We start from the raw sequence: 21,104 nt of genomic DNA on the forward strand, positions 1-21,104 counted from the left end.
ATACGGGGATGAAGCGCAGGACCTTCCTGGCCGGCGGCCTCGCGGCCGCCTCCACCCTGGCGATGCCGGCCCTCGCCGACACGCTCGACACGATCAAGAGCCGCAAGAAGCTGCTCGTGGCCCTCGATCTCGGCTCGCCGCCCTTCGGCATGACCGATGCCGCGATGCAGCCGACCGGCTCGGACGTCGAGACCGCGCGGCTGCTTGCCGCCGACTGGGAGCTGCCGCTCGAGATCGTGCAGGTCACGAGCCCGAACCGGGTGCCGTTCCTGCTCACCGGCAAGGCCGACATGGTCATCGCCTCGTTCAGCGTGAACGAGGAGCGCCAGAAGGTCATCGACTTCTCGGACCCCTACGGGGTGATCCAGGCAGTGATCGCCGGGCCGAAGGACCGCGAGGTCAAGGACTACGCGGCCGTCGTCGGCAAGCGCCTCGGCACCACCCGCGGCAGCACCAACGACAAGGAGGCGACCGCGCGCGCCCAGGGCGCCCAGATGGTGCGCTACGACGACGACGCCACGCTGATCACCGCGATGGTCTCGGGCCAGGTCGACATGGTGGCGACCTCGCCGCAGGTGATGAACACCGCCAACGCCCGCAAGCCCCCGGCGCCGTTCGAGACCAAGATCGTGATGCGGACGTTCCCGTACGCGATCGGCATCCGCAAGGGTGAGACCAAGCTTCAGGTGACGCTCAACGAGTGGGTGCGCAAGAACCTGCGCAACGGCAAGCTCAACACGATCTACAAGACGTATCACGGCAGCGACCTGCCGCCCGAGATGCTGGCGTAGTCAGGATAAGGCGCAGCCTTTTTCCCTCCCCCCTCTGCGGGGGAGGGTACCCGGCGGAGCCGGGTGGGAGAGGGGCAGCGCGACGCTGCTTCAGCTGGCGCCCTTCACAACGGTTCGGCCATCTCCGGAAGCGTGGTTCCCCTCTCCCGGCTCGCTCCGCTCGCCACCCTCCCCCGCAGAGGGGGGAGGGGAAGGCCCGCGCTTCATCTTCTCACCACCACCCCTCTCTCGATCGATCCTCCTGAAAGACTTGATCCCATGAAGGTGCTCCTCTGCGACGAGCCGGGCCGGCTGCGGCTGACCGAACGGCCGGAGCCGGTGCCGGCCGAGGGCGAGGCGCTGGTGCGCATCCGCCGGGTCGGCATCTGCGGCACGGATTTCCACATCTACCAGGGCAAGCACCCGTTCCTGCAATATCCGCGGGTGATGGGGCACGAGCTCTCCGGCACGATCGAGCGGGCGCCGGCCGGCAGCGGGCTCGAGGCGGGCCAGAACTGCTACATCGTGCCGTACCTGTCCTGCGGTCACTGCGTCGCCTGCCGCAAGGGCGTGACCAACGCCTGCCAGAACATCTCCGTGCTCGGCGTCCATTGCGACGGCGGCATGGCCGAGCTGATCAGCGTACCGGCGCGGAACGTGGTGCCGGTGGGCGACACCCCGCTCGACGACGCCGCGATGATCGAGTTCCTGGCGATCGGCGCCCACGGCGTGAAGCGCGGCGGCATCGGAGCCGAGGACCGCGTGCTGGTGGTCGGCTCCGGCCCGATCGGCATGTCGGCGGTGATCTTCGCCAAGGCGCGGGGCGCCCACGTCACCGTCATGGACCTGCGCGAGGACCGGCTGGCTTTCACGCAGGACGCGCTCGGCGCCGACGCGCTGCTGCGCGCCGACGACGAGGCCGAGGCGGCGGCGGGCGCCGCCACCTCCGGCGACTACTACGATTGCGTGATCGACTGCACCGGCAACCGCGCCGCGATGCAGCGCGGCTTCGGCTTCGTCGGCCATGGCGGGCGCTACGTGCTGGTGAGCGTGGTGCGCGACGACATCGTGTTCTCGGACCCCGAGTTCCACAAGCGCGAGACCACGCTGTTCGCCAGCCGCAACGCCCAACCGGACGACTTCGCCGAGGTCGTGCGCCAGATGCAGGCCGGCCGCGTGCCGACCCGGGCGCTCCGCACCCATCGCGGCGCGCTGGCAGACGGGCCCGAGCTCTTTCGCGACTGGCTGCGGCCGGAGGCGGGGGTGATCAAGGCGATCCTGGAACTCTGACCAACCTGCGCCGGAGGGGATTTTTCCTCCCTCGCTCGACCTCATCTTGAGGTGCTGCAAAGCAGCCTCGGAGGAGGGATCCAGATGCCGCTGCGTTCCCTGGAGCCCTTCTTCGAGGTCAGGCCCTCTTCGATGGAGCGCGATCTGCGATCGCCAACACCTCAGGATGGATGCTGGCGCTCACCGCCCTCCGGCTCGTCCGCCGCGGTCACGCCGCGTAGTCCGGCTCCTCCCGGTCGAGCCGGCGGCGGATGGCCGCGAGGTGGAGGCGGGCCGATTCCGGGTCTCCCTCGCGCATCTGGCGATAGGCCGCCTCCGCGATGGCGGGATCGACCGGCAGGACCGGACGGCCGGTCGAGAGGGCGAGCACCTGCACCTCGGCGGCGCGCTCCAGGTAGTAGAGGTCGTCCCAGGCCTCGGCGATGGTCGGCCCGAGCACCATCACGCCGTGGTTCTTCATGAACACGATGTCGGCCTCGCCGACGCTGTCGGCGATGCGGTCGCCCTCCCGCTCGTCGAGGGCGAGCCCGTTGTAGTTCCGGTCGAAGACGGTGCGGCCGTAGAACTTGAGCGAGGTCTGCCCGGCGAAGATCAGGGGATCGCCCTCGGTCATCGACAGGGCGGTGGCGTAGGGCATGTGGGTGTGGAAGGCCACGCGGGCCCGCGGGATGCGCTTGTGCAGGCGGGCATGGATGTAGAAGGCGGTGGCCTCCGGCTGGCCTTCGCCCGAGACGACGTTGCCGTGGAAGTCGCAGACCAGGAGCTTCGAAGCGGTGAGCTCCGCGAAGGCGTAGCCGTAGGGATTGACGAGGAAGAGGTCGTCGTAGCCCGGCACCATCGCCGAGAAGTGGTTGCAGATGCCCTCTTCCAGGCCGTGGCGCGCCGCCATGCGGAAGCAGGCCGCCAGGTCCTCCTTGGCGCGGCGCACCTCGGGCCCGGCGAGGTCGGGCTGGTTGAGGCCGTCGGGAATCCGCTCGCCGGCCGGGGCGCCCAATGCGTGAGCCATGATGTCCGTGTCTCCTTCGCCGCCGCCGCGGCCTCGATGGCGAATCCTGGCGGAAGCCGGACACGCTTGTCCATGGCCTCGCGATCTCAGCGCGCCTTCACGTGCTCCAGCAGGGCAGGGGTGGCGTAGCCGTCCGCCGGCAGGCCCGCCGCGATCTGGTAGCGCCGCACCGCCTCGCGCAGTTTCGGGCCGGCGCGACCGTCGAACGGGCCCTCGTAGAGTGAGCGGGCGGCAAGGCCGCGCTGGAGCGCGGTGATTCCGGCCTGGTCGAGGCGCGGCCCGGTCGGCCAGGGGGCGGCCAGCGGCGGCCCGCCGGCGATCCGGTCGGAGAAGTGGCCCACCGCCAGCGCGTAGGAATCCGAGGTGTTGTAGGCGCGGATCGCCTCGAAATTGGCGGTGATCAGGAAGGCCGGCCCGCCCGCCCCGCCGGGCAGGAAGAGGCTCGCCTCGCCGGCCGCCGGCAGTGCCGCGCCGTCGAGGGACCGCACCCCGCGCCGGGCGAAATCGGCGAACGGGCCGCGGTAGCGCGCGAGGTCGAACTCCGCCGGCAGCGTGACGGCGACGCCCCAGGGCAGGTCGCGGCGCCAGCCGGCCTGTGCGAGGAAATTCGCGATCGAGGCGAGCGCGTCCGGCGCCGAATCCCAGATGTCGCGCCGCCCGTCGCCGTCGAAATCGACCGCCGCCCGCAGGTAGGCCGAGGGCAGGAACTGCGTCTGCCCCATGGCGCCGGCCCAGGAGCCGCGCATCCGCTCGGGCTTCACGTCGTGATGCTCGAGGATCTCGAGCGCCGCCAGCAATTCGTCGCGAAACAGCTCGCCGCGGTGGCGCGCCTCGGCCAGGGTGGCGAGCGCCCGGATCACCGGCATCGTGCCGGCGCTGGCGCCGAAATCCGATTCGATGCCCCAGAACGCGAGCAGGACGGGGCCGGGCACGCCGTAAGCCGCCTCGATCGCCGCCAGGGTCTCGGCGCGGCGCGCGGCCTCCGCCCGCCCGCGGGCGATGCGGCCGGCGGAAACCGCCCCGGTCAGGTACTCCCAGACCGGACGACCGAATTCGCCCTGGCGGCGCAGGCGCGCCAGCACCGCCGGGTCCGGGGTGATACCCCGGAACGCGGCCTCGAAGGTGGCGCGCGAAACCCTTCGCGCTTGGGCCGCCGGCCACAGCTCCTCGACGAAGGCCCGGAAATCGCCCGCGCCCACGGGCGCGGCGAGGACCAGGACGGCGCCGAGCGCCAGCGCGGCGCGCAGGGCGAACCGGGTGCGGCGCATCGGATCAGACCCGGTTGCGCCGGCCGAGCGCCTCTTCCCAGGCGAGCGCCTGGGTGACGATCCCGCGCAGGTCGTCGTGCTGGGGCACCCAGCCGAGCTCGGCCCGGATCCGGTCGGCCCCGGCGACGATCCGCGACGGGTCGCCGGCCCGGCGCGGCGACAGCTTGACCGGGAAGTCGACACCGGAGACCGACTTCACCACGTCGATCACCTCCAGCACCGAGTAGCCGCGGCCGTAGCCGCAATTGAGCGTCATGCTTGCCCCCCCGCCGCGCAGGTGGTCGAGCGCGACGAGGTGGGCGGCGGCCAGGTCCGAGACCTGGATGTAGTCGCGCAGGCACGAGCCGTCCGGCGTCGGGTAGTCGGTACCGAAGACTTCGAGATGGCTCCGCTTGCCGAGCGCGGCCTGCGTGGCGACCTTGATCAGGTGGGTGGCGTTGGGGGTCGACTGGCCCGAGCGTCCGCGTGGATCGGCGCCCGCCACGTTGAAGTAGCGCAGGACCACGTAGCCGATGCCGTGGGCGCGGGCGGCGTCCTCCAGCATCCACTCGGTCATCAGCTTCGAGCGGCCGTAGGGGTTGATCGGGTTCGGCGTCAGGTCCTCGGGCACCGGCACCACCGCCGGCTCGCCGTAGACCGCGGCGGTCGAGGAGAAGATGACGTGGCGCACGCCCGCGCCGATCGCCGCCTCGATCAGGGCGCGCGACTTGACCGTGTTGGCGAGGTAGTAGCCGAGGGGGTCCGAGACCGAATCCGGCACCACGATCTTGGCGGCGAAATGGGCGAGCGCGTCGATCTTGTGCCTGCGGATGGTCTCGGCCACCAGGGCCTGGTCGGCGACGTCGCCGCGCACCAGGGTGACTTCCGGCGGCAACGCCCAGTCGAACCCGGTCGAGAGATCGTCGATGACCACGACCTCGTCGTGTCCGGCGTCGATGAGGGCGAGCACCATGTGGCTGCCGATATAGCCGGCCCCGCCCGTGACAAGTACCGCCATTCCGTCCGCTCCCCGGCGTGATGCGGGTTGATCCATACCCTGCAATGCTTCAGCGTCAATTAAGCTGTCGGGTGGCAAGGCTGCTCGCGGGGAGGAGGTCCGGCGGGCGCGTGGCGTCCGGTCGCGCCGATTCCCGCCGGGCGGTCCGGCAGCTTCTCGGTGTTCACTGGATCACGCACGATGAAACGCATTCGCAAAGCCGTCCTCCCGGTCGCGGGCCTCGGCACCCGTTTCCTGCCGGCGACCAAGGCGGTTCCCAAGGAGATGCTGACGGTCGTCGACCGGCCGGTGGTCCAGCACGTCGTCGACGAGGCCCGCGAGGCCGGGATCGAGCACTTCATCTTCGTCACCGGCCGCGGCAAGGCGGTGATCGAGGATCACTTCGACATCTCCTACGAGCTCGAGCGCACCCTGCAGGAGCGCAACAAGACCGAGGCCTACGAGACCCTGAGGAAGGACCTGCCGGCCGCCGGGCAGACCAGCTTCACCCGCCAGCAGGAGCCGCTGGGGCTGGGCCACGCGGTGTGGTGCGCCCGCGAGATCGTCGGCGACGAGCCCTTCGCGGTGATCCTGCCCGACATGCTCAGCCGCGGCAGCATGGTGCAGATGCTCGAGGCCTACGAGCAGCACGGCGGCAACATCATCGCGGTGGAGGAGGTCGCCCCCGACCAGACGCACCAGTACGGCATCGTCAGCGTCGGCGAGCAGTTCGGCGACACCTTCGAGATCACCGGGATGGTCGAGAAGCCGCCGAAGGGCACCGCGCCGTCGAACTACATCATCTCGGGCCGCTACATCCTGCAGCCGGAGATCTTCTCGATCCTGGAGCGCGGCGAGCGCGGCGCAGGCGGCGAGATCCAGCTCACCGACGGCATGAAGCGCCTGTCGGAGACGCAGAAGTTCTACGGCATGCACTATCGCGGCAAGACCTACGACACCGGCTCGAAGCTCGGCTTCCTCGTCGCCAACCTCGCCTACGGCCTGGAGCGGCCCGAGCTGCGCGACGCGCTCAAGCAGGAGATCGAGGCGCTGCTGGCGAAGGGCTGACGGCCGCTACGCCCTCCCGCCCGGTCTTCGGGGCCGGGCGCGGAGGGCGCCCTATTCGTCGTCGAACCAGTTGCGCCCGGGCTCGATGCAGCGGTAGCCGACGAAGCATTCCGGCGTGTCGCGGGCCGGCACGACGGCGTTCCGGGTGACCTCCGTCGGCTCGCAGAAGCTGCGGTCGCGCACGAAGCGGTCGTAGGTGTAGCCGCCGGTGCCGAGAACCGCGGCGCCTCGCGCGGCGAGGAAGCTGCGCGCCTGGCCGCAGGTCATGGCGAGGGTGGAGGGGCGGCCCTGGGCGAGGGCGGCCGTGGGGATCGTCGCCAGAGCGGCGAGCAGGGCCAAAAACCCGGACTTCCAATATCTTGCGGACACGGCGGGGCTCCCGGCATCAGGAGCCGTGCCAACGCCTGCCGCCGCCGGTCGGATCCCCCGCCGCTACTGCGTCAATTGCCCCACACTCAGGATCGCTCCCATCACCGAGATGATCAGTCCGCCGATCAGGCCGCCGATCGCCACGGTCACCAGGGGGGTGAGGAGCGCGAGCAGGCGGTCGATGCGCTGGCGGGTCTCGGTCTCGTGCATCTCGGCGGCGTGGATCAGGACGCTGCCGAGGCGGTTCACCTGCTCGCCGCTGGCGATGAGGTTGAGGGTCGAGGCGGCGTAGGGCTTGAGCGAGGACAGCCCCGAGGCGAGGCTGCCGCCCTCGGCGAGCCGCCGCCCCGCCTCGTCGAAGGCGCGGCGGAACACCCGGTTGCCGGCGAGCGGCCGCGTCGCCGCCACCGCGTCGGGGATAGGCACCTGGGCGGCCAGCAGCGTGCCGAGCACCCGGCAGAACCGGCCGCACTCGATGCCGACCACGATCTCGCGCACCAGCGGCAGGCGCAGCGCCAGCCGCGCCCGCGCCGCCGCGAAGCCGGGCACCCGCCAGGCCCGGGCGAGCGCCAGGATCGCGAGCGCGAGGCCGCCCAGCAGCATCGGCCAGGTCGCCGCGAGCGTGTCGCCGAACCAGGACGCGGCGCGGATCGCGAAGGGCGGTGCCTGGCCGCTGCCCTCGAAGAGCGGGCCGAGCGCCGGCACCAGGACCCCGACGATCATCGCCACGGTGCCGATCGCCATCGCGATCAGCAGCGCCGGGTAGATCATCGCCGAGACGAGGTGGCGCCGGACCGCGTCGCGCCGCTCGATCGAGGCGGTGAGCGAGCCAACCACGTCGACCAGCGTGCCGGTGGCCTCGCCGGCCCGCACGATGTCGACCATGTCGCGCGGGAAGGCCTGGGGGTGGGCCGCCATCGCCCGCGACAGGGAGGCACCGGCCACCACCCGCTCCAGCAGGTCGGCCAGCACCGGCTTCAGGGCCGGCCCGGCCTGGCGCTCGACGAGGCGCAAGGCCCGGTCGACGGTGAGCCCGGCGCCGACCAGCGTGCCGAACTCGCGCAGGAAGGCGATCCGGGCGGCGTCGTTGACCCGGTCGCGGCCGAGAAGGTCGCGGCGCCAGAACGGGGCCGGGCCGGCGGCCGCCTGGGCGATCTCGTAGACCTGCAGCCCGTCGGTGCGGAGGCGCGCCACGGCGCGCTGGCGGGTCTCCGCCTCGATCGTGCCGGTCCGCGCCCGTCCGTCCGCACCATAGGCCTTGTAGGCGAAGCGGGGCATGTCAGCGGGCCTCGCAAAGCTGAAAACGGCTCGGCTGGGTCATGCGGTCGATCCTTCCCGCGACCTCATCCTGAGGTGCGACCGACGGGAGCCTCGAAGGAGGGCTCCAGAAGGCTCCGTGATCCCTGGAGCCCTCCTTCGAGGCTCAGCGATCTTCGATCGCCCGCACCTCGGGATGAGGTCGCGGGTGGGAGAGGACGGGACGCCTGCCTCCATCCCCGTCGAACCGGCACCGGGCGACATTCAGAGCGTCCCTTCCAGCACCCGCCCGACCTCGTCGAGGGTGGTGTCGCCGTCGAGCACCCGCGCACGGGCGCTGTCGGCGAGCGTCGTCATGCCGGCAGCCCGGGCCCGGGCGGTCAGGGTCTGCTCGTCGGCGCGATGGGCGATCAGGCCGCGCAACTCCCCGTCGAGAGTCATGATCTCGGACGCGACCATCCGGCCGCGATAGCCGGTGCCGTTGCAGGCCGGGCAGCCGCGGGCGCGCTTGAGGCTCAACGGGGCCTCGTCCGGGATGCCGAGGCGCAGGCGCTCCTGCGGCGTCGCGGGCGTGGCCTCGGCGCAGGCCCCGCAGAGGCGCCGCACCAGGCGCTGGGCCACCACGCCGTTGAGGGTCGCGGCGATGAGGTAGGGCTCGATGCCCATGTCCATCAGGCGCGTCACGGTGGCGGGGGCGGAGTTGGTGTGGAGCGTCGAGACGACGAGGTGGCCGGTCAGCGCCGCCTGCACGGCGATGCGGGCGGTCTCGCCGTCGCGGATCTCGCCGACCATCACCACGTCCGGGTCCTGGCGCAGGATCGAGCGGAGCGCGGCCGCGAAGTCGAGGCCGATGCCCGGATGGGCCTGGACCTGGTTCACCCCGGCCATCCGGTACTCGACCGGGTCCTCGACGGTGACGACCTTGAGGTGGGGGCCGTTGATCCGGCGCAAAGCCGCGTAGAGCGTCGTGGTCTTGCCCGATCCGGTCGGGCCGGTGACGAGGACGAGGCCGTTCGGCCGGCTCGTCATCGCGGCGATCTCCCGGATCGCCGCCGCGTCGAAGCCGAGCGCGGAAAAGTCCTCGACTCGTCGCGAGCCGTCGAGGACGCGCAGGACCACGCTCTCGCCGTGGGCCGTCGGCAGGGTCGAGACGCGGATGTCGACCTCCTGGCCGCGGTCGGGCGCCTGCATCCGCCCGTCCTGGGGCAGGCGCCGCTCGGCGATGTTGAGGCCGGCCTGGATCTTGATGCGGGTGGTGAGCGCGAGCTGGACCGATTTCGGCAGCCGCTCGGATTCGACCAGCACGCCGTCGACCCGGTAGCGCACCCGCATGTCGGCTTCCTCCGCCTCCAGGTGGATGTCGGAGGCCGACAGCTCGAAGGCCTTGCGCACCAGGCGCGCCGAGAGCCGCACGATCGGCGCCTGGCTCGCCACGTCGGCGAGCCGCGCGAGGTCGTCGTCGGACCCCGCCTCGCCCTCCTCGGCGACGTCGCCGTAGACGGCGCGGTGCGCCCGCTCGAAGCTGCCGGGCCCGACGAGCCGGGGGGCGACCGCGCGCTCGACGAGGTGCTCCAGCGCCCGGGTCGTGTCCGTGTCGAACGGATCGACCAGGGCGACGACGAGGCGCTCGGCCTCGATCGCCAGCGGCAGCACCCGGGCGCGGGCGCAGTAATCGGGCGAGAGGAGATCGGGCAGGACCGGCTCGCCCGGCAGGTCGTCCTGGCGCAGGATCGGCAGGCCGGTCGCCTCCGACAGGGCGGTGACGAGCGTCGCCTCGTGGACGAGGCCGAGTTCGGTGAGCAGCAGGGGGAGGGGGCGCCGGCCGGGCCCGTCGAGGGCGGCGAGCGCCCGCTCGTGGCCGGCGGGGTCGAGCACCTCGCTCTCGGCGAGGCGGTCGACGAAGGCGCGCAGGTCGTCGGCGCGGGCGCGGGCGACGTCGCGCCGGTCCGCCCGCGCGCGCCGCGGCCGGGTCTTGCCGCCCCAGATGCTCAGCATCGTCCTGCCCCAGAGAAAGCCGGCCGGGCGCGACCCGCCGGCGGGACATTCTCGCGCGACGTCCTTAAGCGGACGGAAATGTCGGGGCGCTAGACCGGGGGCACCGCTCCGGCTGGTATCCGGGCGCCGGAGCCGACCCGTTGCGCGCGCCCCCGATCCACTCGCAGGTTATGCTGTCCTCGGCCCGGGCGTCGCTCCGCCGGGGTATCGACGCCGCCTCGCACCTCCTCGGCTTCGCCGAGGTGCGGACCGACCGCGCGCCGGCGCTGCTGACGCTCGGGCTCGGGACGCCGGGCGACACCGGGCTGACGGTGACCGACCGGCGCGACGGCCAGGACCGGACCTACCGCCTCGACCTCGGGGCCGACGACCTCGCCGAGCGACTAGCGGCGATCCGGGGCGGCCGGGCGGAGGCGCGGGCGAAGGTCGTGGTCGATCCCGCCGCCTGCTTCATCCGCACCCTGGAGCTGCCGAGCGCCGCCCTGCCGCGGATGCGTGCGGTGCTGGCCCAGGAACTCGAGGCCGCGACGCCGTTCCGCGCCGACCAGGTGTTCAGCGACTGGTACGTCGAGGGCGAGGATCCCGAGACCCGCACCCTGCGGGTGCGCCACGTCGTGCTCAAGCGCGCCCGCCTCGCCCCCGTGCTGGCGGCGCTCGCCGGGGCCGGGCTGAACCCCGGCATCGTCGCGGTCGGCCCGGCGGAGGACCGGACGATGCCGGTCGACCTCCTGTCGAGCGGGCACCACGCCCTGCCGGGGCTGCTGCGGGGCTCGGGCAACCTCGTGCTCGCGGCGGCGACCGGGCTGTTCCTGCTCGCGGCGTTCGTGGGCCTGCGCCAGCACCAGGCGGCGGCGCTGGCAGCCCTCGACGACGCCTTCGCGGCGGCCCGACGGGCGGCCGCCGCGGGCCGGCCTCCGGCGGTCCAGGCCGGCACGGCGCAGATCCTGGCCGAGCGCGGGATGCCGCTCGCCCAGACCTGGGACGCGGTCGCCGCCGCCCTGCCGGGCACGGTCTCGGCCGAGACCCTGCGGTTCACCGGGGCCGGGCTGGAGCTGACGCTGCGCGCACCCGACCCGGCGGCCTCGCTGGCCGCGCTCGCCCACCTGCCGGGCTACGGCGCGCCGGCCCTGCAGCGGGCCGAGCCCGTCGAGGGCGGGCAGCGCGTCGTCGTCGCCCTGCCGCGCCGGGCCGCCGGGGGCCGCCCGTGAGCGTCGCCCTTCCGCCCGCGGGCCGGCCGCTCCTCCTCGGCCTCTGCGCGATCGGCCTCGCCCTCGCGCTCGCCACCGGGCCGGTGCTCGACGCGCTCGGCGCCGCCGACGACATCGCCGCCGCCCGCGACCGCCTCGCCCGGGCGCAGGCCGCCGCGGGCGCCGCCCCGGTGCCGGCGCCGCTCTCGGCCGCCGACGAGACCTCGCTCGCCGTCGCCTTCCGGGCCCGCCTCGACGCCCTGGCGGCGGGGCGGAGCGCCACGGTGGACGGGGCCGGGCTCCAGCCGGATCCGGCCCGCCCGACCCTGCCGCGCCTGTCGGCCTCGCTGCGCGGCACCGTCGAGGGCCTGCACGGGCTGCTGGCGGCGCTGGAGTCCGAGGCGCCCCTGATCGTGCCCGAGGAGGCCGTGCTGAGCGTCGAGCGGCCGGCCGATCCCGAGATCGGCCGCGCCACGGTGATGCGCCTCACCCTGACGGTCCGGGGCGTGCTCCTGCCCGCGCCGGCGACCGGCCGGACCGGCCCGGGAGGCACGCCGTGACGCCGATCCTCCGGGCGGCCGGAACTGCGCTCGCCGCGACCGGGCTCAGGGCTCGGCTCGCCTGCGGGCTCTCGGCGGGCCTGATGCTCGCCGCCTTCGCCTGGCCGGTCGACGGCGGGCCGACGCCGGCGCCGCACCGCGCCCCGGCCCTGCCGCCGCCACCGGACGAGACGGCCCTGGCGCGCCCGCTCTTCGATCCCGGCCGGCGGCCCTGGACCGCCCGCGGCCCCCGCGAGATCCTCGACGGCGACCCGCCGCGGCAAGTGCTGGTGGTGCGCGGCATCCTCCTCGACGGGCCCGCCGCCCGCGTGCTGATCGACGACGGCAGCGGCGCCCAGGCCTGGCTCGCCCGCGGCGAGGGCCGCGGCGACTGGCGCGTGGCGGAGGTCGGGCGCGACCGGGTGACCGTGGTGCAGGGCGAGCGCCGCTACGTCGCGACCTTCCTGGGGCCTGCCGCGACGCTGAGGCCGGTCGGTGCCCGGCCGGTGGTCGAGGCGGAGCCGGCCTTGCGGCGCTGAGCCGGGGGCTGCAAGCCGCGGGCGGCGATGGCGCCGCAGCCCCGTCAGTCCAGCATCCGCCGCAGGATCCCCTGCTGGCCCTCGTAGGCCGTCGGCAGGGGCGGGGGCGGCAGGACCGGGCGCACCGGCATCATGGCGCGGAACTGCTGGCGGAAATCCTCGGCGATACGGTCGGCCTCGACGGTGCCGCGGATCACCCGGGGGCGGATGAACACCAGGAGCTCGGTGCGCACCCGCTGGTCGATGCGGTTGCGGAAGGCCGGGCCGATCACCGGCAGTTCGCTCAGGATCGGCAGGTTCTCGTTGGAGATCTGCGCCTTCTCCTGCACCATGCCGCCAATGGCGAGGCTGTGGCCGTCGTTTACCGCGACGCTGGTCGCGACCCGGCGCTGGCGGATCGTCGGCGAGTCGATCGCCGAGGTCGTGGTCGGGACGACGTCGCTGACCTCCTGGTTGATGTCGAGCACGACGAGGCCGTTCTTGTTCACCCGCGGCGTGACCGAGAGGATCACGCCGGTATCCTTCATCTCGATCTGGTTGAGGATCGGGGCGCCCGCGGTGAGCGCGCTCTGGCCGGATTGCTTGATGATCGGCACTTGGTCGCCGACCTGGAGCTTGGCGGTGCGGTTGTCGAGCACCGTGATGTTGGGCGACGAGATGACGTTGACCCGGGTCACGCCCTGCAGGGCGTTGAGCACCACGTTGAAGTCGGAGCCGGCGAGCAGGTAGTTGAAGCCCGGCACGCCGCGGATCGCCGAGGTGATCAGGCCGGCGGTGCCGCTCGTCGCTGCCGCCTTGTCGGTGTCGGTGCTGGCGAGGTTGAAGCGGCTGCCGCGGTTCTTGAGGAACCACTGCACGCCGAAGGCGAGGTTGTCGTTGAGCGTGACCTCGGCGATCACGGTCTCGAGCAGCACCTGGGTCGGCATCGCGTCGAGGCGGCCGAGGATGCGCAGGATCTTGTCGTACTGGTTGCGCGTGGCCGAGACCACCAGGCTGTTGTTGGCCTCGTCCGCGACGATGCCGATGGCGTCGCGCCGCATCCCGGCCCCGCCGCCGGCATAGCCCGCGTCGAACCCGCCCCCGTAGCCCCCGTAGCCGCCGCCACCGCCATACCCGCCGAGCGCGCCGCCATAGCCGCCCCCGCCGGCGAGCGGCGAGGCGGGAAGCCCGCCCGCCGCCCCCGACGGCCCGCCGAGCCCGCCGCCGACGCCGGCGCCGCCCGTGTCCCAGCCGGGGCCCGCCGCGGCACCGGGCCCGCCGCCTGCGCCCGGCCCGCCGGCCGCCGGGTTCGCGCCGCCCAACGCCCCGCTGCCCAACCCCCCGCCGCCGAGGCCGCTGCCGGCGAGCCCACCGCCACCCAGGCCGCCCGCGCCGGCATAGCCGCCGTAACCTCCGCCGCCGTAACCGCCCCCCATGGCGCCGCCGATGCCCGACTGGCCGTAGCCGCCGCCCATCTCGGCCATCACCACGCCCTGCAGCACGGCGGCGAGTTCCTTGGCCGAGCGGTTCTGGATCCGGTAGACGAAGAGCTGGCGCTCGCGGTCGGCGGCCAGCGTCTCGAGCTGGTCGAGCAGCCCCCGGGCCCGGTCGAGATAGGCGGCGCGCGAGGAGACGATCAGGATCGCGTTCAGCGCCTCGTTGGGGATGAAGCGGATCACGTCGCCGGTACCGGCGGTCTCGCCGCCGAAGATCTGGGTCAGGTCGCGGGCGAGCACCACCGGGTTGGTGCTGCGCACCGGCACCATCGCGGTCGACATGCCGCGCATCCAGTCGACGTCGAACATCGCGATGGTCTGGCGCAGCACCCGGATCTGGGCCGCGTCGCCGGACAGGATCAGGAGGTTGCGCGCCCGGTCGGCCCGCAGCACCACCTCGCGCGGGGCGACCGAGGAGAGGATCGCCTGCATCTCGGCGGCCGAGATCCAGCGCAGCGGCACCGCGACCGCGCCCGCCTCGGCCCCCGCCCCCTGGACCGGCCGGATCTCCGGGCCGGCGCCCGAGGGCACGATCTGGACGCTGCGGCCGTGGCGGCGCAACGACAGGCCGCGGCTCGACAGCGCGGCCTCGAACATCCGCAGCAGGGCCTCGCGGCTCACCGGCCCGCCGGTCTGCAGGGTGATGGTGCCGGACGCTCGCTCGTCGAGGCTGTAGCCCCAGCCGAGGGTGTCGGCGAACACCGCCTTGGCGGCGACCGGCAGCGGCACCTCGACAAGGTTCAGGCTCACCGGCCCGCCCGCGACCGGGGCCTCGGCCGGCACCTCGCCGCCGATCAGCCGGTCGTTGCCGCGCAGCACCAGGGCACCGGGCTCGCGCGATCCGGCATACCCGATCGGTTCCGCGGCGCCGGCGGCGAGCGGCCAGAGGCAGGCGAGCGCCAGGGCGAGGACAGGCGCACCTCTCGTCATTCCCCCGCAATCCCCGTGCCCGCTCGTCGCTGGACCGAACGTTAGGGGAGTTATGGTTAACGAGGCGTTGAGAGACGCCGGAGCGCCGGTGTCCCGCAGTCGCCGCGCGCAGGAAATACAGCCTGAGCGTGCGATCGGCCCGAATGCTCGCCGGAGCGAAATCTGCCGATCGGGGGAGGGACGGCAATGGAGCAGGGGCGGATCGGCGGCACCGGTCCGCCCTGACGACCGGAATACGCGAGGGCCGGCCGGGACTTTACTGTAAGGACCGGCGGATCGACCGCCGGACCGGGGCGCCCGCGCGCCTCAGTTGCTCGCGACGTCGGACTGATCGCCGCTGCCGCCGGCCTTGCCGTCGGCGCCGAGGCTGTAGACCTCGAACGGCGTGCCGCCGCTGCCGGGCGCGCGGTACAGGTAGGCGTGGCCCCACGGATCGACGAGGCCGCGGGCGTCGCGCACGTAGGGCCCGCGCCAGGCCGGCCCGCTCGCCTGCACCAGCGCCTGGAGGCCCTGCTGGGTCGTCGGGTAGGCGCCGAGGTCGAGATAGTAGAGCTCGACCGCCTGGGCGATGTTCTTGACCTGGATGCGCGCCGTCTCGCCCTTCGCCCGGCCGAGATAGCCCAGCACCTGCGGCGTCACCATGGTGGCGATCATGCCGATGATCGCCAGGACGACCAGCAACTCGACGAGCGAGAATCCGGCCTGGTTCGCGGATGGGTTCCGTTGCGGCGCCCGGGGGTCCTGCATGGTCGTGGTGAGCATCCGGCAGCCTCGGCGCGGGGAACAATACGGCCGGGAGCGTGCCGTCTCTTCGTAAAGAAGCCCTCACTGCCAACGCGGACCCGCGGGCCGGTCCCCAGGCGAGTCGGGATTTATTATCGACTCTGCGGACAGGATCGCGCCGCGAGGCGGCGAGGGCCAGGGACGACCGTGGACGGAATGCACGCGATGAGACGGATGGACCGCGCCGCCGGACGCCCGCACCGGACCGGACGGAGCGGCCGGGCCCTGGGGGTACTCTCCCTGGCGGCGCTCTCCCTGGCGGGCTGCGTCCTCCTCGGCGGGGCCGCGCTCGCCGCGCCGCTCGCGGTGCCGCTGCCGGCGCCGTTCCCGCCGGTGCGGGTGCTGACGCTCCTCGTCGGCCTCCACCTGATCGGCCTGTGCTTCGGGCTCGGCGGCGCCACGATGCTCGATTTCTGGATCCTGCGCTGGATGCGTTGGGGCAGCCTGCCGCCCGAGATCGCCCGGATCTTCCTGTTCGTCAGCAAGGTGGTGACGGTCGGGCTCGGCCTGCTCTGGCTCTCGGGGCTCGGCTTCCTCGCGGTCTACGCGGTCGAATCGCCGGAGAAGCTCGCCAACCCGAAGCTCTGGGCCAAGCTCGTCGTGGTGCTGGCGCTCACCGTCAACGGGCTCCTGATCCACGCGGTCGTGCTGCCGGGCGTCCTGCGCGACATCGGCCGGCCGATGCTCGACGGGGTGTCGGGCGTGCGCACCGGAATCTTCCTGGTGTCGGGCGCGGTCTCCGGCGTGTCCTGGTACGCGGCCTTCGCGCTGGGGCTGATGCGCGAGCTCAACGGCGTCGTCCCGACCGGGCTGCTGCTCTCGCTATGGCTCGCCGGGGTGCTGGCGGCCTCGCTCGCGGCCTACTTCTACTGGCTGCACCTGCGCGAATGGACCCTGCGCCACGGCGCCCGCCCGGTCTGGGCCGGGGCGCCGGCCGGAGAGGCGGCGAAGCCGCCCGCCGGTGCCATGCCGATGCAAGATCCCCGGCTACAAGACCTCTCCCTGCGAGACCTCTCGCTGCAGGACATCTCATCGCCCGCGGCGGTGCCGGAGGCGCCTCCCACCGCACCACCCGCCGATGCTGCCGCGGCGCTCCCGTCCGTCGTGGCCCCGCCGGCCGCCCCGGCCCGGATCCCGCAGGACCGCATCCTCGCCCTGAACCCGTCGGCGCCCGCCCGCGCCCGGCCGTCGCGGCGGGCGTGATGTCGGGCCTCCTCCTCGTTCTGCTGCCGCTGCCGCTGACGCTGCCGGCGAGCCTGATCGACCTGCGCCGCCGCATCATCCCGGACGCGCTCACGCTGGCGCTCCTCGGCCTCGGCCTCGGCCTCGCGGCGTGGCGGGAGGGGGCGGAGGCGGCGCTCCTCGCCCTCGCGCAAGCGGTCGTCGCCTACGGGCTGTTCTACGGCCTGCGCGCGCTCCACGCACGGGCGACCGGGCGGATCGGGCTCGGGCTCGGCGACGTCAAGTTCATCGCCGCCGCCACCGCCTGGACGGGGCTCGCCGGCCTGCCGGTGCTCGTCCTGGCGGCGAGCCTGTCGGCGCTCGCGGCCGTCGCCGCCATGGCGCTCGCCGGCCGGCCGGTCGGGCGCGACACCGCCCTGCCGTTCGGCCCGTTCCTGGCGCTCGGCCTGCATGCCGGCCTCGCGGTCGCGGCCTTGGGCCTCGATGCGGATCTCTTCGTCGGAGCCGCCGGGTGAGGGCGGGCGCGAAGGGGCGGGAGGACGGCTTCACCCTCGTCGAGATGCTGGTGACGATGGCGATCCTGGCTCTGGCCAGCGGCGTCGCGTTCCGGTCCCTCGGCCCCGGCGCCCTCGACCGGCGCATCGTGCTGGTCGCCGAGACGATCGCGGCCGAGATCGGCCGGCTGCGGGCCGAGGCGATCCGCTCGGGCCGGGCCGGGCGCCTCGCCTACGAGCCGCAGGCCGCCCGCTTCGTCAGCTCCCGCCCGGGGGCGCCGCCGATCCCGGTCGGAGCGCTCGCGGTCGCGGTCGAGCCCGGCCCGGTCGGCCGGCCGGTGCCGGGGGAGCTGCGCCTCCTGCCCGACGGCAGCGCGACCGGCGGGCGGATCCTGCTCGCGGCCGGCGCCTCGCGCCGGATCCTGTCGGTGAGCGCCCTGACCGGTCGGGTGCGGCGGGAGGACGGGCCGTGAGGCCGCGGCGCGCCCGCGGGGACGAGGACGGCTTCACCACCGTCGAGGTGCTGGTGGCCTTCGCGATCGCCGCTGCCGCCACCGTCATGGCGTTCGAGATCGCCGGCACGGCGGCCGGCGCGGTGCGGCGACTCGAGACCCGGCGGATCGCCGCCGACGAGGCGGAGGGCGTCGTCCTGCGCCGCCTCGCCGAGGGTCCGCTGCGGCCGGGCCTCGTGCAGGGGCGGTTCTCGGACGGCACGCCCTGGACGCTGGCGATCCTCGACCTGCGCCCGGTCCTCGGGCTCGGTCGCGCGCCGCCGCTGTGGCAGGTCAGGGTCACGGCCGGCGGGCCCGGGGCGCAGCCCCTCTACGCCACCCTCATGCCCGGCAGGCCCGGGGAGACGCCCGAATGAGCCGGCGCGGCGAGGACGAGGCGCGGCAGGCCGGCTTCACCCTGGTCGAGACGCTGGTCTGCCTCGCGCTCGCCGGGCTGATCGGGGTGCTGCTGCTCAACGCCGTGAGGATCGCCGGCGGCGCCTCGGCGGCGGCCTCGCGGGCGGCCGGGGCCGAGGAGGTGCAGTCGGTGCGCGACCACCTGCGGCGCACCCTCGGCAGCCTGGCGCAACGCCGCCCCGACGGGAGCCGGCCGACCCTCGGCGGCGGCCCGGACCGGCTCGTCGCGGTGCTGGCCCCCGACCGCACCCTGGAGCGCCCGACCGAGGTCGCCGCGACCCTCGCGCTGGCGCCGGGCCTCGCCGGCGGCCTCGACCTGCGGGAGGACCGGAGCGAGCGCGAGGGGACCGGCGGGGCGATCGGAGAAGTGATCGGAGAAGTGATCCTCGGGCGAATCGCCGGGCTTGCGATCCGCTACTACGGCGCGCCCTCCGACGGCGCCCGGCCGCTCTGGCAGCAGAGCTGGTCGCGGGCCGACCGGGCGCCGCTCCTCGTCGAGATCCAGGTCGCCTTCCTCCCCCGGGACCGCCGCCGCTGGCCGCCGCTGCTGATCGCCCTCGAGGCCGGCCCGTGAACGCGCCCGCGCGTGCGCCCGGGACCGGTCCCGCGGACGCGGGCGAGGGCGGCTTCGTCCTGCTCTCGGTGCTGGCGATCTTCATCGTCGTCGGCGCGGTGCTGGCCGGGGCGCTGCTCCAGGTCCGCTCCGCCACCGGCCTCGCCCAGGCCCGGGCCGACGCAGTGCGGCTCCAGGGAGCGGCGGACGGGATCGCCCGCCTGATCGCCTACGAGCTCCAGCTCGGGCGGATCTACCGCCGCACCGAGGCCGGCCTGCCGGAGGACGGCACCGTCGCCGCCTGCCCGCTGGCCCCGGGGCGGGTCGCCCTGGTGTCGCTCCAGGACCAGGGCGGCCTGATCGACCTCAACGCCACGCCGCGCCCGGCGATGGAGGAGGCGTTCCGGCTCCTCGGCGTGCCGGACCGGGACGCGATGGCGCTTGGCGCCGAGATCGTCGACTACCGCGACGCCGACGACGCGCCCGAGCCGAACGGCGGGGCGGAGCTGGCGCAATACCACGCCCGCGGCCTCGCCTGGGGGCCCCGCAACGGCCCCTTCGCCAGCGCCGACGAGATCGGCCGCCTGCCCTCGATGACCCCGGCGCTCGCGGTCCGCCTCGCGCCGGTGCTGACGGTCTACAATGCAGGGGGCCGCTTCGACCTCGCCGCGCTGGTGCGGCGGGTGAACCCGGGGGCGGTCCGGTCGCTGCCGGGCTCCGCCGGCCCGGTCCCGTCGCCCCGGCAGGCCTTCCGCCTCTCCGTCGTCGTCGCGGAGGGCCGCGCCCGGGCCGGGCGGTCGGCGATCCTCGACCTCGGCGGCGGCGGCTTCCTGGTCTGGCAGCAGACGGTCGCGCCCGACCTCGCGGACGGGGTGGGGCACCCGGCCTGCGCGATGCTGGCGGCCGCCCTTTCGGGGGGGTCGTGAGCCCCGCGCCTGTCGGAGAGGAAGCGACCGAGCACGCCGCGCGTCATGCCGGATCTCCCGGCCGGCCGGCCGAGTTGATTCGAACCGAGCGACGGGACAGTCTCGCGGAGGAGAAGGAGCGCGGCGCGATGATGGAAGCCCTGACGGTTCCCCGGTGCCCCGACGTGGTGCTGTCGGATTTCGGCGCCTTCTTCGAGGAGCAGCGCCGGCGCCGCGAGGCGAGCCCGGTCTCGGAGGCACAGCCCGACGCCGCGCTCTCGGACGAGGATGCGCGGCGCGTGGCGCTCCTGCGCGACATCGCCGCCGAGGTGCTGGAGGCGGCCTCCGCGCAGCTGGCGCCCCACGGCGTGCTGGTGGAGCGCGGGCCGTCCCTGCGCGGGCGGCCCGATTTCGAGCAGGCCTACACCCAGTTCATGCTGATCAACCGGCAGACCGGCCGGGCCTCGGACGTCTACGTGATGAGCATCACGGATGCGGGCTACTTCCTGGCGAGCGCCTGCGACCCGCGCCTCGACCACGACCACAACGACCGGCAGGTCACCCACTGCGCCGCGAGCGCGCTCACCTGCGACGTCGTCGCCCGGGTGATGAAGGATGCGATCCTGCACGTCGCCTGAGCGCCAAAGCCGCCCGCTACTCCTTGTGGGCGAACAGGTAGGTGCCGCTCGCCAGCTCCATGTTCTTGTCGTCGCCGAGCTGCGTCACGTAGGGCTCGTTCAGGAGCGACAGCGGGTCGGCGGTGAAGTCTGAGAGACGGCGCGAGAGGAAGCGCTTGCGCACGTCCGGCGGCAGGCCGGCGGCCCAGGACTGGACGATCCAGGTCAGGGTCCAGATCGGCAGGAGCGAGGTCGGGACGTACTGGTGGTCGACGGCGAGCCGGCCGGCGAACAGGTTGCGCAGGCCCTCGCCGGTCATGTTGTAGTAGTGGTGCGGGTAACCGTGCAGCGGCTGCAGGAACGGCACCGCGCAGACCAGCTTGCCGCCGGGCTTGAGCACCCGGGCGATCTCGCGGGCGCAGGCGAAGGGATCGCGGACATGCTCCAGCACCGCGATCGAGATCACCCCGTCGAAGCTCGCGTCGCGGAACGGCAGCACCTCGCCGATGCCGAGCACGTCGGTGGTGTCGTAATCGGCGATCTCGAGGTTGACGACGTTGGCGTAGTAGCGGTCGCGCCGGCCGGCGCCGCAATCGAGGACCAGCCCGTCGGGATTCGCGTCGATCAGTTCCAGGACGTGGGCGTCGTAGGCGTTCTGCGAGACGTTGGGGCTGTCCTCGGCGCCCGAGAGCGCCCGCAGCTCGTCGCTGAGGTAGTCGTACTTACCCCCGGGGCGGCGGTGGGGCAGGTCGTCCCGCATCAGGGGGGCGAGGCGCGCCAGCTTGTCGGCCCGCATGGCCTCCAGCCCTTCGGGCAGGCGGCTCTGGCGCCGGCCCTGGCGCAGGCCGTGGCGATCGAAGTGCGCCCGGCCGCTGGCGAGCCGCCCCTCGCGCACCGCGAGGTGGATGTCGGGGTTGGCCGCCAGGTAGTCGGCCTCGCGGAAGGTCGCCGCCGTCGCCGGCTCGACCATGTCGAGATGAGGGATCACGGGGG

22 protein-coding genes are annotated in these 21,104 nt (G+C 73.8%); 13 read left to right on the forward strand and 9 right to left on the reverse strand.

The window, feature by feature from the left end; translation table 11 throughout:
* Positions 1 to 8 precede the first annotated feature (8 nt).
* On the forward strand, positions 9 to 791 hold the full coding sequence (locus tag BMX97_RS07485; RefSeq protein ID WP_091747503.1) for a transporter substrate-binding domain-containing protein: 783 nt from the start codon (positions 9 to 11) through the stop codon (positions 789 to 791).
* Between the two features lie 258 nt (positions 792 to 1,049).
* Positions 1,050 to 2,060 carry a zinc-binding alcohol dehydrogenase family protein gene (locus BMX97_RS07490; RefSeq protein WP_091747506.1) on the forward strand — a complete coding sequence of 337 codons (1,011 nt, stop codon included), beginning with the start codon at positions 1,050 to 1,052 and terminating at the stop codon, positions 2,058 to 2,060.
* 208 nt (positions 2,061 to 2,268) lie between these two features.
* Here the strand turns inward: BMX97_RS07490 and BMX97_RS07495 are convergent, their stop codons facing one another.
* From BMX97_RS07495 to galE, 3 genes are all read right to left on the reverse strand, one after another.
* Positions 2,269 to 3,066: an aldolase gene (locus BMX97_RS07495; protein ID WP_091747509.1), complete on the reverse strand. Its 798-nt coding sequence runs from the start codon at positions 3,064 to 3,066 to the stop codon at positions 2,269 to 2,271.
* A gap of 86 nt (positions 3,067 to 3,152) precedes the next feature.
* The gene (locus BMX97_RS07500) at positions 3,153 to 4,334 is read right to left on the reverse strand and encodes a lytic murein transglycosylase (RefSeq protein WP_091747512.1); all 1,182 of its coding nucleotides are present in this window, start codon (positions 4,332 to 4,334) and stop codon (positions 3,153 to 3,155) included.
* 4 nt (positions 4,335 to 4,338) lie between these two features.
* A complete protein-coding gene (gene galE, locus BMX97_RS07505) occupies positions 4,339 to 5,331 on the reverse strand; it encodes a UDP-glucose 4-epimerase GalE (protein ID WP_091747515.1) in 993 nt (330 codons plus the stop codon).
* 180 nt (positions 5,332 to 5,511) lie between these two features.
* Between galE and galU the strand changes: the two genes are divergently transcribed.
* Entirely contained in the window at positions 5,512 to 6,378 is an 867-nt protein-coding gene (galU, locus tag BMX97_RS07510; protein ID WP_091747518.1) for a UTP--glucose-1-phosphate uridylyltransferase GalU, read from the forward strand.
* Positions 6,379 to 6,429: 51 nt separating this feature from the next.
* On the opposite strand, the gene BMX97_RS07515 is transcribed toward galU, so the two are convergent.
* The 3 genes from BMX97_RS07515 to BMX97_RS07525 all read right to left on the reverse strand — a co-directional run bounded on the left by BMX97_RS07515 (position 6,430) and on the right by BMX97_RS07525 (position 9,999).
* Positions 6,430 to 6,717: a hypothetical protein gene (locus tag BMX97_RS07515; RefSeq protein ID WP_177202157.1), complete on the reverse strand. Its 288-nt coding sequence runs from the start codon at positions 6,715 to 6,717 to the stop codon at positions 6,430 to 6,432.
* A 93-nt stretch (positions 6,718 to 6,810) separates the two neighbouring features.
* On the reverse strand, positions 6,811 to 8,025 hold the full coding sequence (locus BMX97_RS07520; RefSeq protein WP_091747524.1) for a type II secretion system F family protein: 1,215 nt from the start codon (positions 8,023 to 8,025) through the stop codon (positions 6,811 to 6,813).
* A gap of 243 nt (positions 8,026 to 8,268) precedes the next feature.
* Positions 8,269 to 9,999 (reverse strand): GspE/PulE family protein, encoded by a 1,731-nt coding sequence (locus BMX97_RS07525; protein WP_091747527.1) that lies wholly within the window; start codon positions 9,997 to 9,999, stop codon positions 8,269 to 8,271.
* A gap of 140 nt (positions 10,000 to 10,139) precedes the next feature.
* Between BMX97_RS07525 and BMX97_RS31960 the strand changes: the two genes are divergently transcribed.
* The 3 genes from BMX97_RS31960 to BMX97_RS07535 are packed head-to-tail and all read left to right on the forward strand — an operon-like array spanning position 10,140 to position 12,264.
* Positions 10,140 to 11,207 (forward strand): hypothetical protein, encoded by a 1,068-nt coding sequence (locus BMX97_RS31960; protein WP_143074571.1) that lies wholly within the window; start codon positions 10,140 to 10,142, stop codon positions 11,205 to 11,207.
* Positions 11,204 to 11,746: a GspMb/PilO family protein gene (locus BMX97_RS31965; protein WP_143074572.1), complete on the forward strand. Its 543-nt coding sequence runs from the start codon at positions 11,204 to 11,206 to the stop codon at positions 11,744 to 11,746. The genes BMX97_RS31960 and BMX97_RS31965 overlap by 4 nt, the downstream gene beginning before the upstream one ends.
* Positions 11,743 to 12,264, forward strand: a complete 522-nt coding sequence (locus BMX97_RS07535) for a hypothetical protein (RefSeq protein WP_091747530.1) — start codon at positions 11,743 to 11,745, stop codon at positions 12,262 to 12,264. Before BMX97_RS31965 ends, BMX97_RS07535 begins: the two co-directional genes overlap by 4 nt.
* Before the next feature lie 44 nt (positions 12,265 to 12,308).
* On the opposite strand, the gene gspD is transcribed toward BMX97_RS07535, so the two are convergent.
* Complete coding sequence (gspD, locus tag BMX97_RS07540; protein ID WP_091747533.1) at positions 12,309 to 14,669, reverse strand: type II secretion system secretin GspD; 2,361 nt, start codon at positions 14,667 to 14,669, stop codon at positions 12,309 to 12,311.
* Between the two features lie 306 nt (positions 14,670 to 14,975).
* Positions 14,976 to 15,431 carry a type II secretion system major pseudopilin GspG gene (gspG, locus tag BMX97_RS07545; RefSeq protein ID WP_060847990.1) on the reverse strand — a complete coding sequence of 152 codons (456 nt, stop codon included), beginning with the start codon at positions 15,429 to 15,431 and terminating at the stop codon, positions 14,976 to 14,978.
* Between the two features lie 186 nt (positions 15,432 to 15,617).
* Between gspG and BMX97_RS33565 the strand changes: the two genes are divergently transcribed.
* The 7 genes from BMX97_RS33565 to BMX97_RS07580 all read left to right on the forward strand — a co-directional run bounded on the left by BMX97_RS33565 (position 15,618) and on the right by BMX97_RS07580 (position 20,132).
* A complete protein-coding gene (locus BMX97_RS33565) occupies positions 15,618 to 16,655 on the forward strand; it encodes a hypothetical protein (protein ID WP_244538318.1) in 1,038 nt (345 codons plus the stop codon).
* A complete protein-coding gene (locus BMX97_RS07555) occupies positions 16,655 to 17,149 on the forward strand; it encodes a prepilin peptidase (RefSeq protein ID WP_091747537.1) in 495 nt (164 codons plus the stop codon). Before BMX97_RS33565 ends, BMX97_RS07555 begins: the two co-directional genes overlap by 1 nt.
* Positions 17,146 to 17,601 (forward strand): pilus assembly FimT family protein, encoded by a 456-nt coding sequence (locus BMX97_RS07560; protein ID WP_244538319.1) that lies wholly within the window; start codon positions 17,146 to 17,148, stop codon positions 17,599 to 17,601. Before BMX97_RS07555 ends, BMX97_RS07560 begins: the two co-directional genes overlap by 4 nt.
* Entirely contained in the window at positions 17,598 to 17,996 is a 399-nt protein-coding gene (locus BMX97_RS07565) for a hypothetical protein (protein ID WP_091747540.1), read from the forward strand. The genes BMX97_RS07560 and BMX97_RS07565 overlap by 4 nt, the downstream gene beginning before the upstream one ends.
* Positions 17,993 to 18,610, forward strand: a complete 618-nt coding sequence (locus BMX97_RS07570) for a prepilin-type N-terminal cleavage/methylation domain-containing protein (protein ID WP_091747543.1) — start codon at positions 17,993 to 17,995, stop codon at positions 18,608 to 18,610. The genes BMX97_RS07565 and BMX97_RS07570 overlap by 4 nt, the downstream gene beginning before the upstream one ends.
* Positions 18,607 to 19,515, forward strand: a complete 909-nt coding sequence (locus tag BMX97_RS07575; RefSeq protein ID WP_091747545.1) for a type II secretion system minor pseudopilin — start codon at positions 18,607 to 18,609, stop codon at positions 19,513 to 19,515. The genes BMX97_RS07570 and BMX97_RS07575 overlap by 4 nt, the downstream gene beginning before the upstream one ends.
* Before the next feature lie 128 nt (positions 19,516 to 19,643).
* Positions 19,644 to 20,132: a hypothetical protein gene (locus BMX97_RS07580; protein WP_091747548.1), complete on the forward strand. Its 489-nt coding sequence runs from the start codon at positions 19,644 to 19,646 to the stop codon at positions 20,130 to 20,132.
* Between the two features lie 16 nt (positions 20,133 to 20,148).
* Here the strand turns inward: BMX97_RS07580 and BMX97_RS07585 are convergent, their stop codons facing one another.
* Positions 20,149 to 21,099 carry a class I SAM-dependent methyltransferase gene (locus BMX97_RS07585; RefSeq protein WP_143074573.1) on the reverse strand — a complete coding sequence of 317 codons (951 nt, stop codon included), beginning with the start codon at positions 21,097 to 21,099 and terminating at the stop codon, positions 20,149 to 20,151.
* Between the last annotated feature and the right edge of the window lie 5 nt (positions 21,100 to 21,104).

Origin of the sequence: Methylobacterium sp. ap11 (assembly GCF_900110515.1) — a bacterium.
Classification (GTDB): Bacteria; Pseudomonadota; Alphaproteobacteria; order Rhizobiales; family Beijerinckiaceae; genus Methylobacterium; species Methylobacterium ajmalii.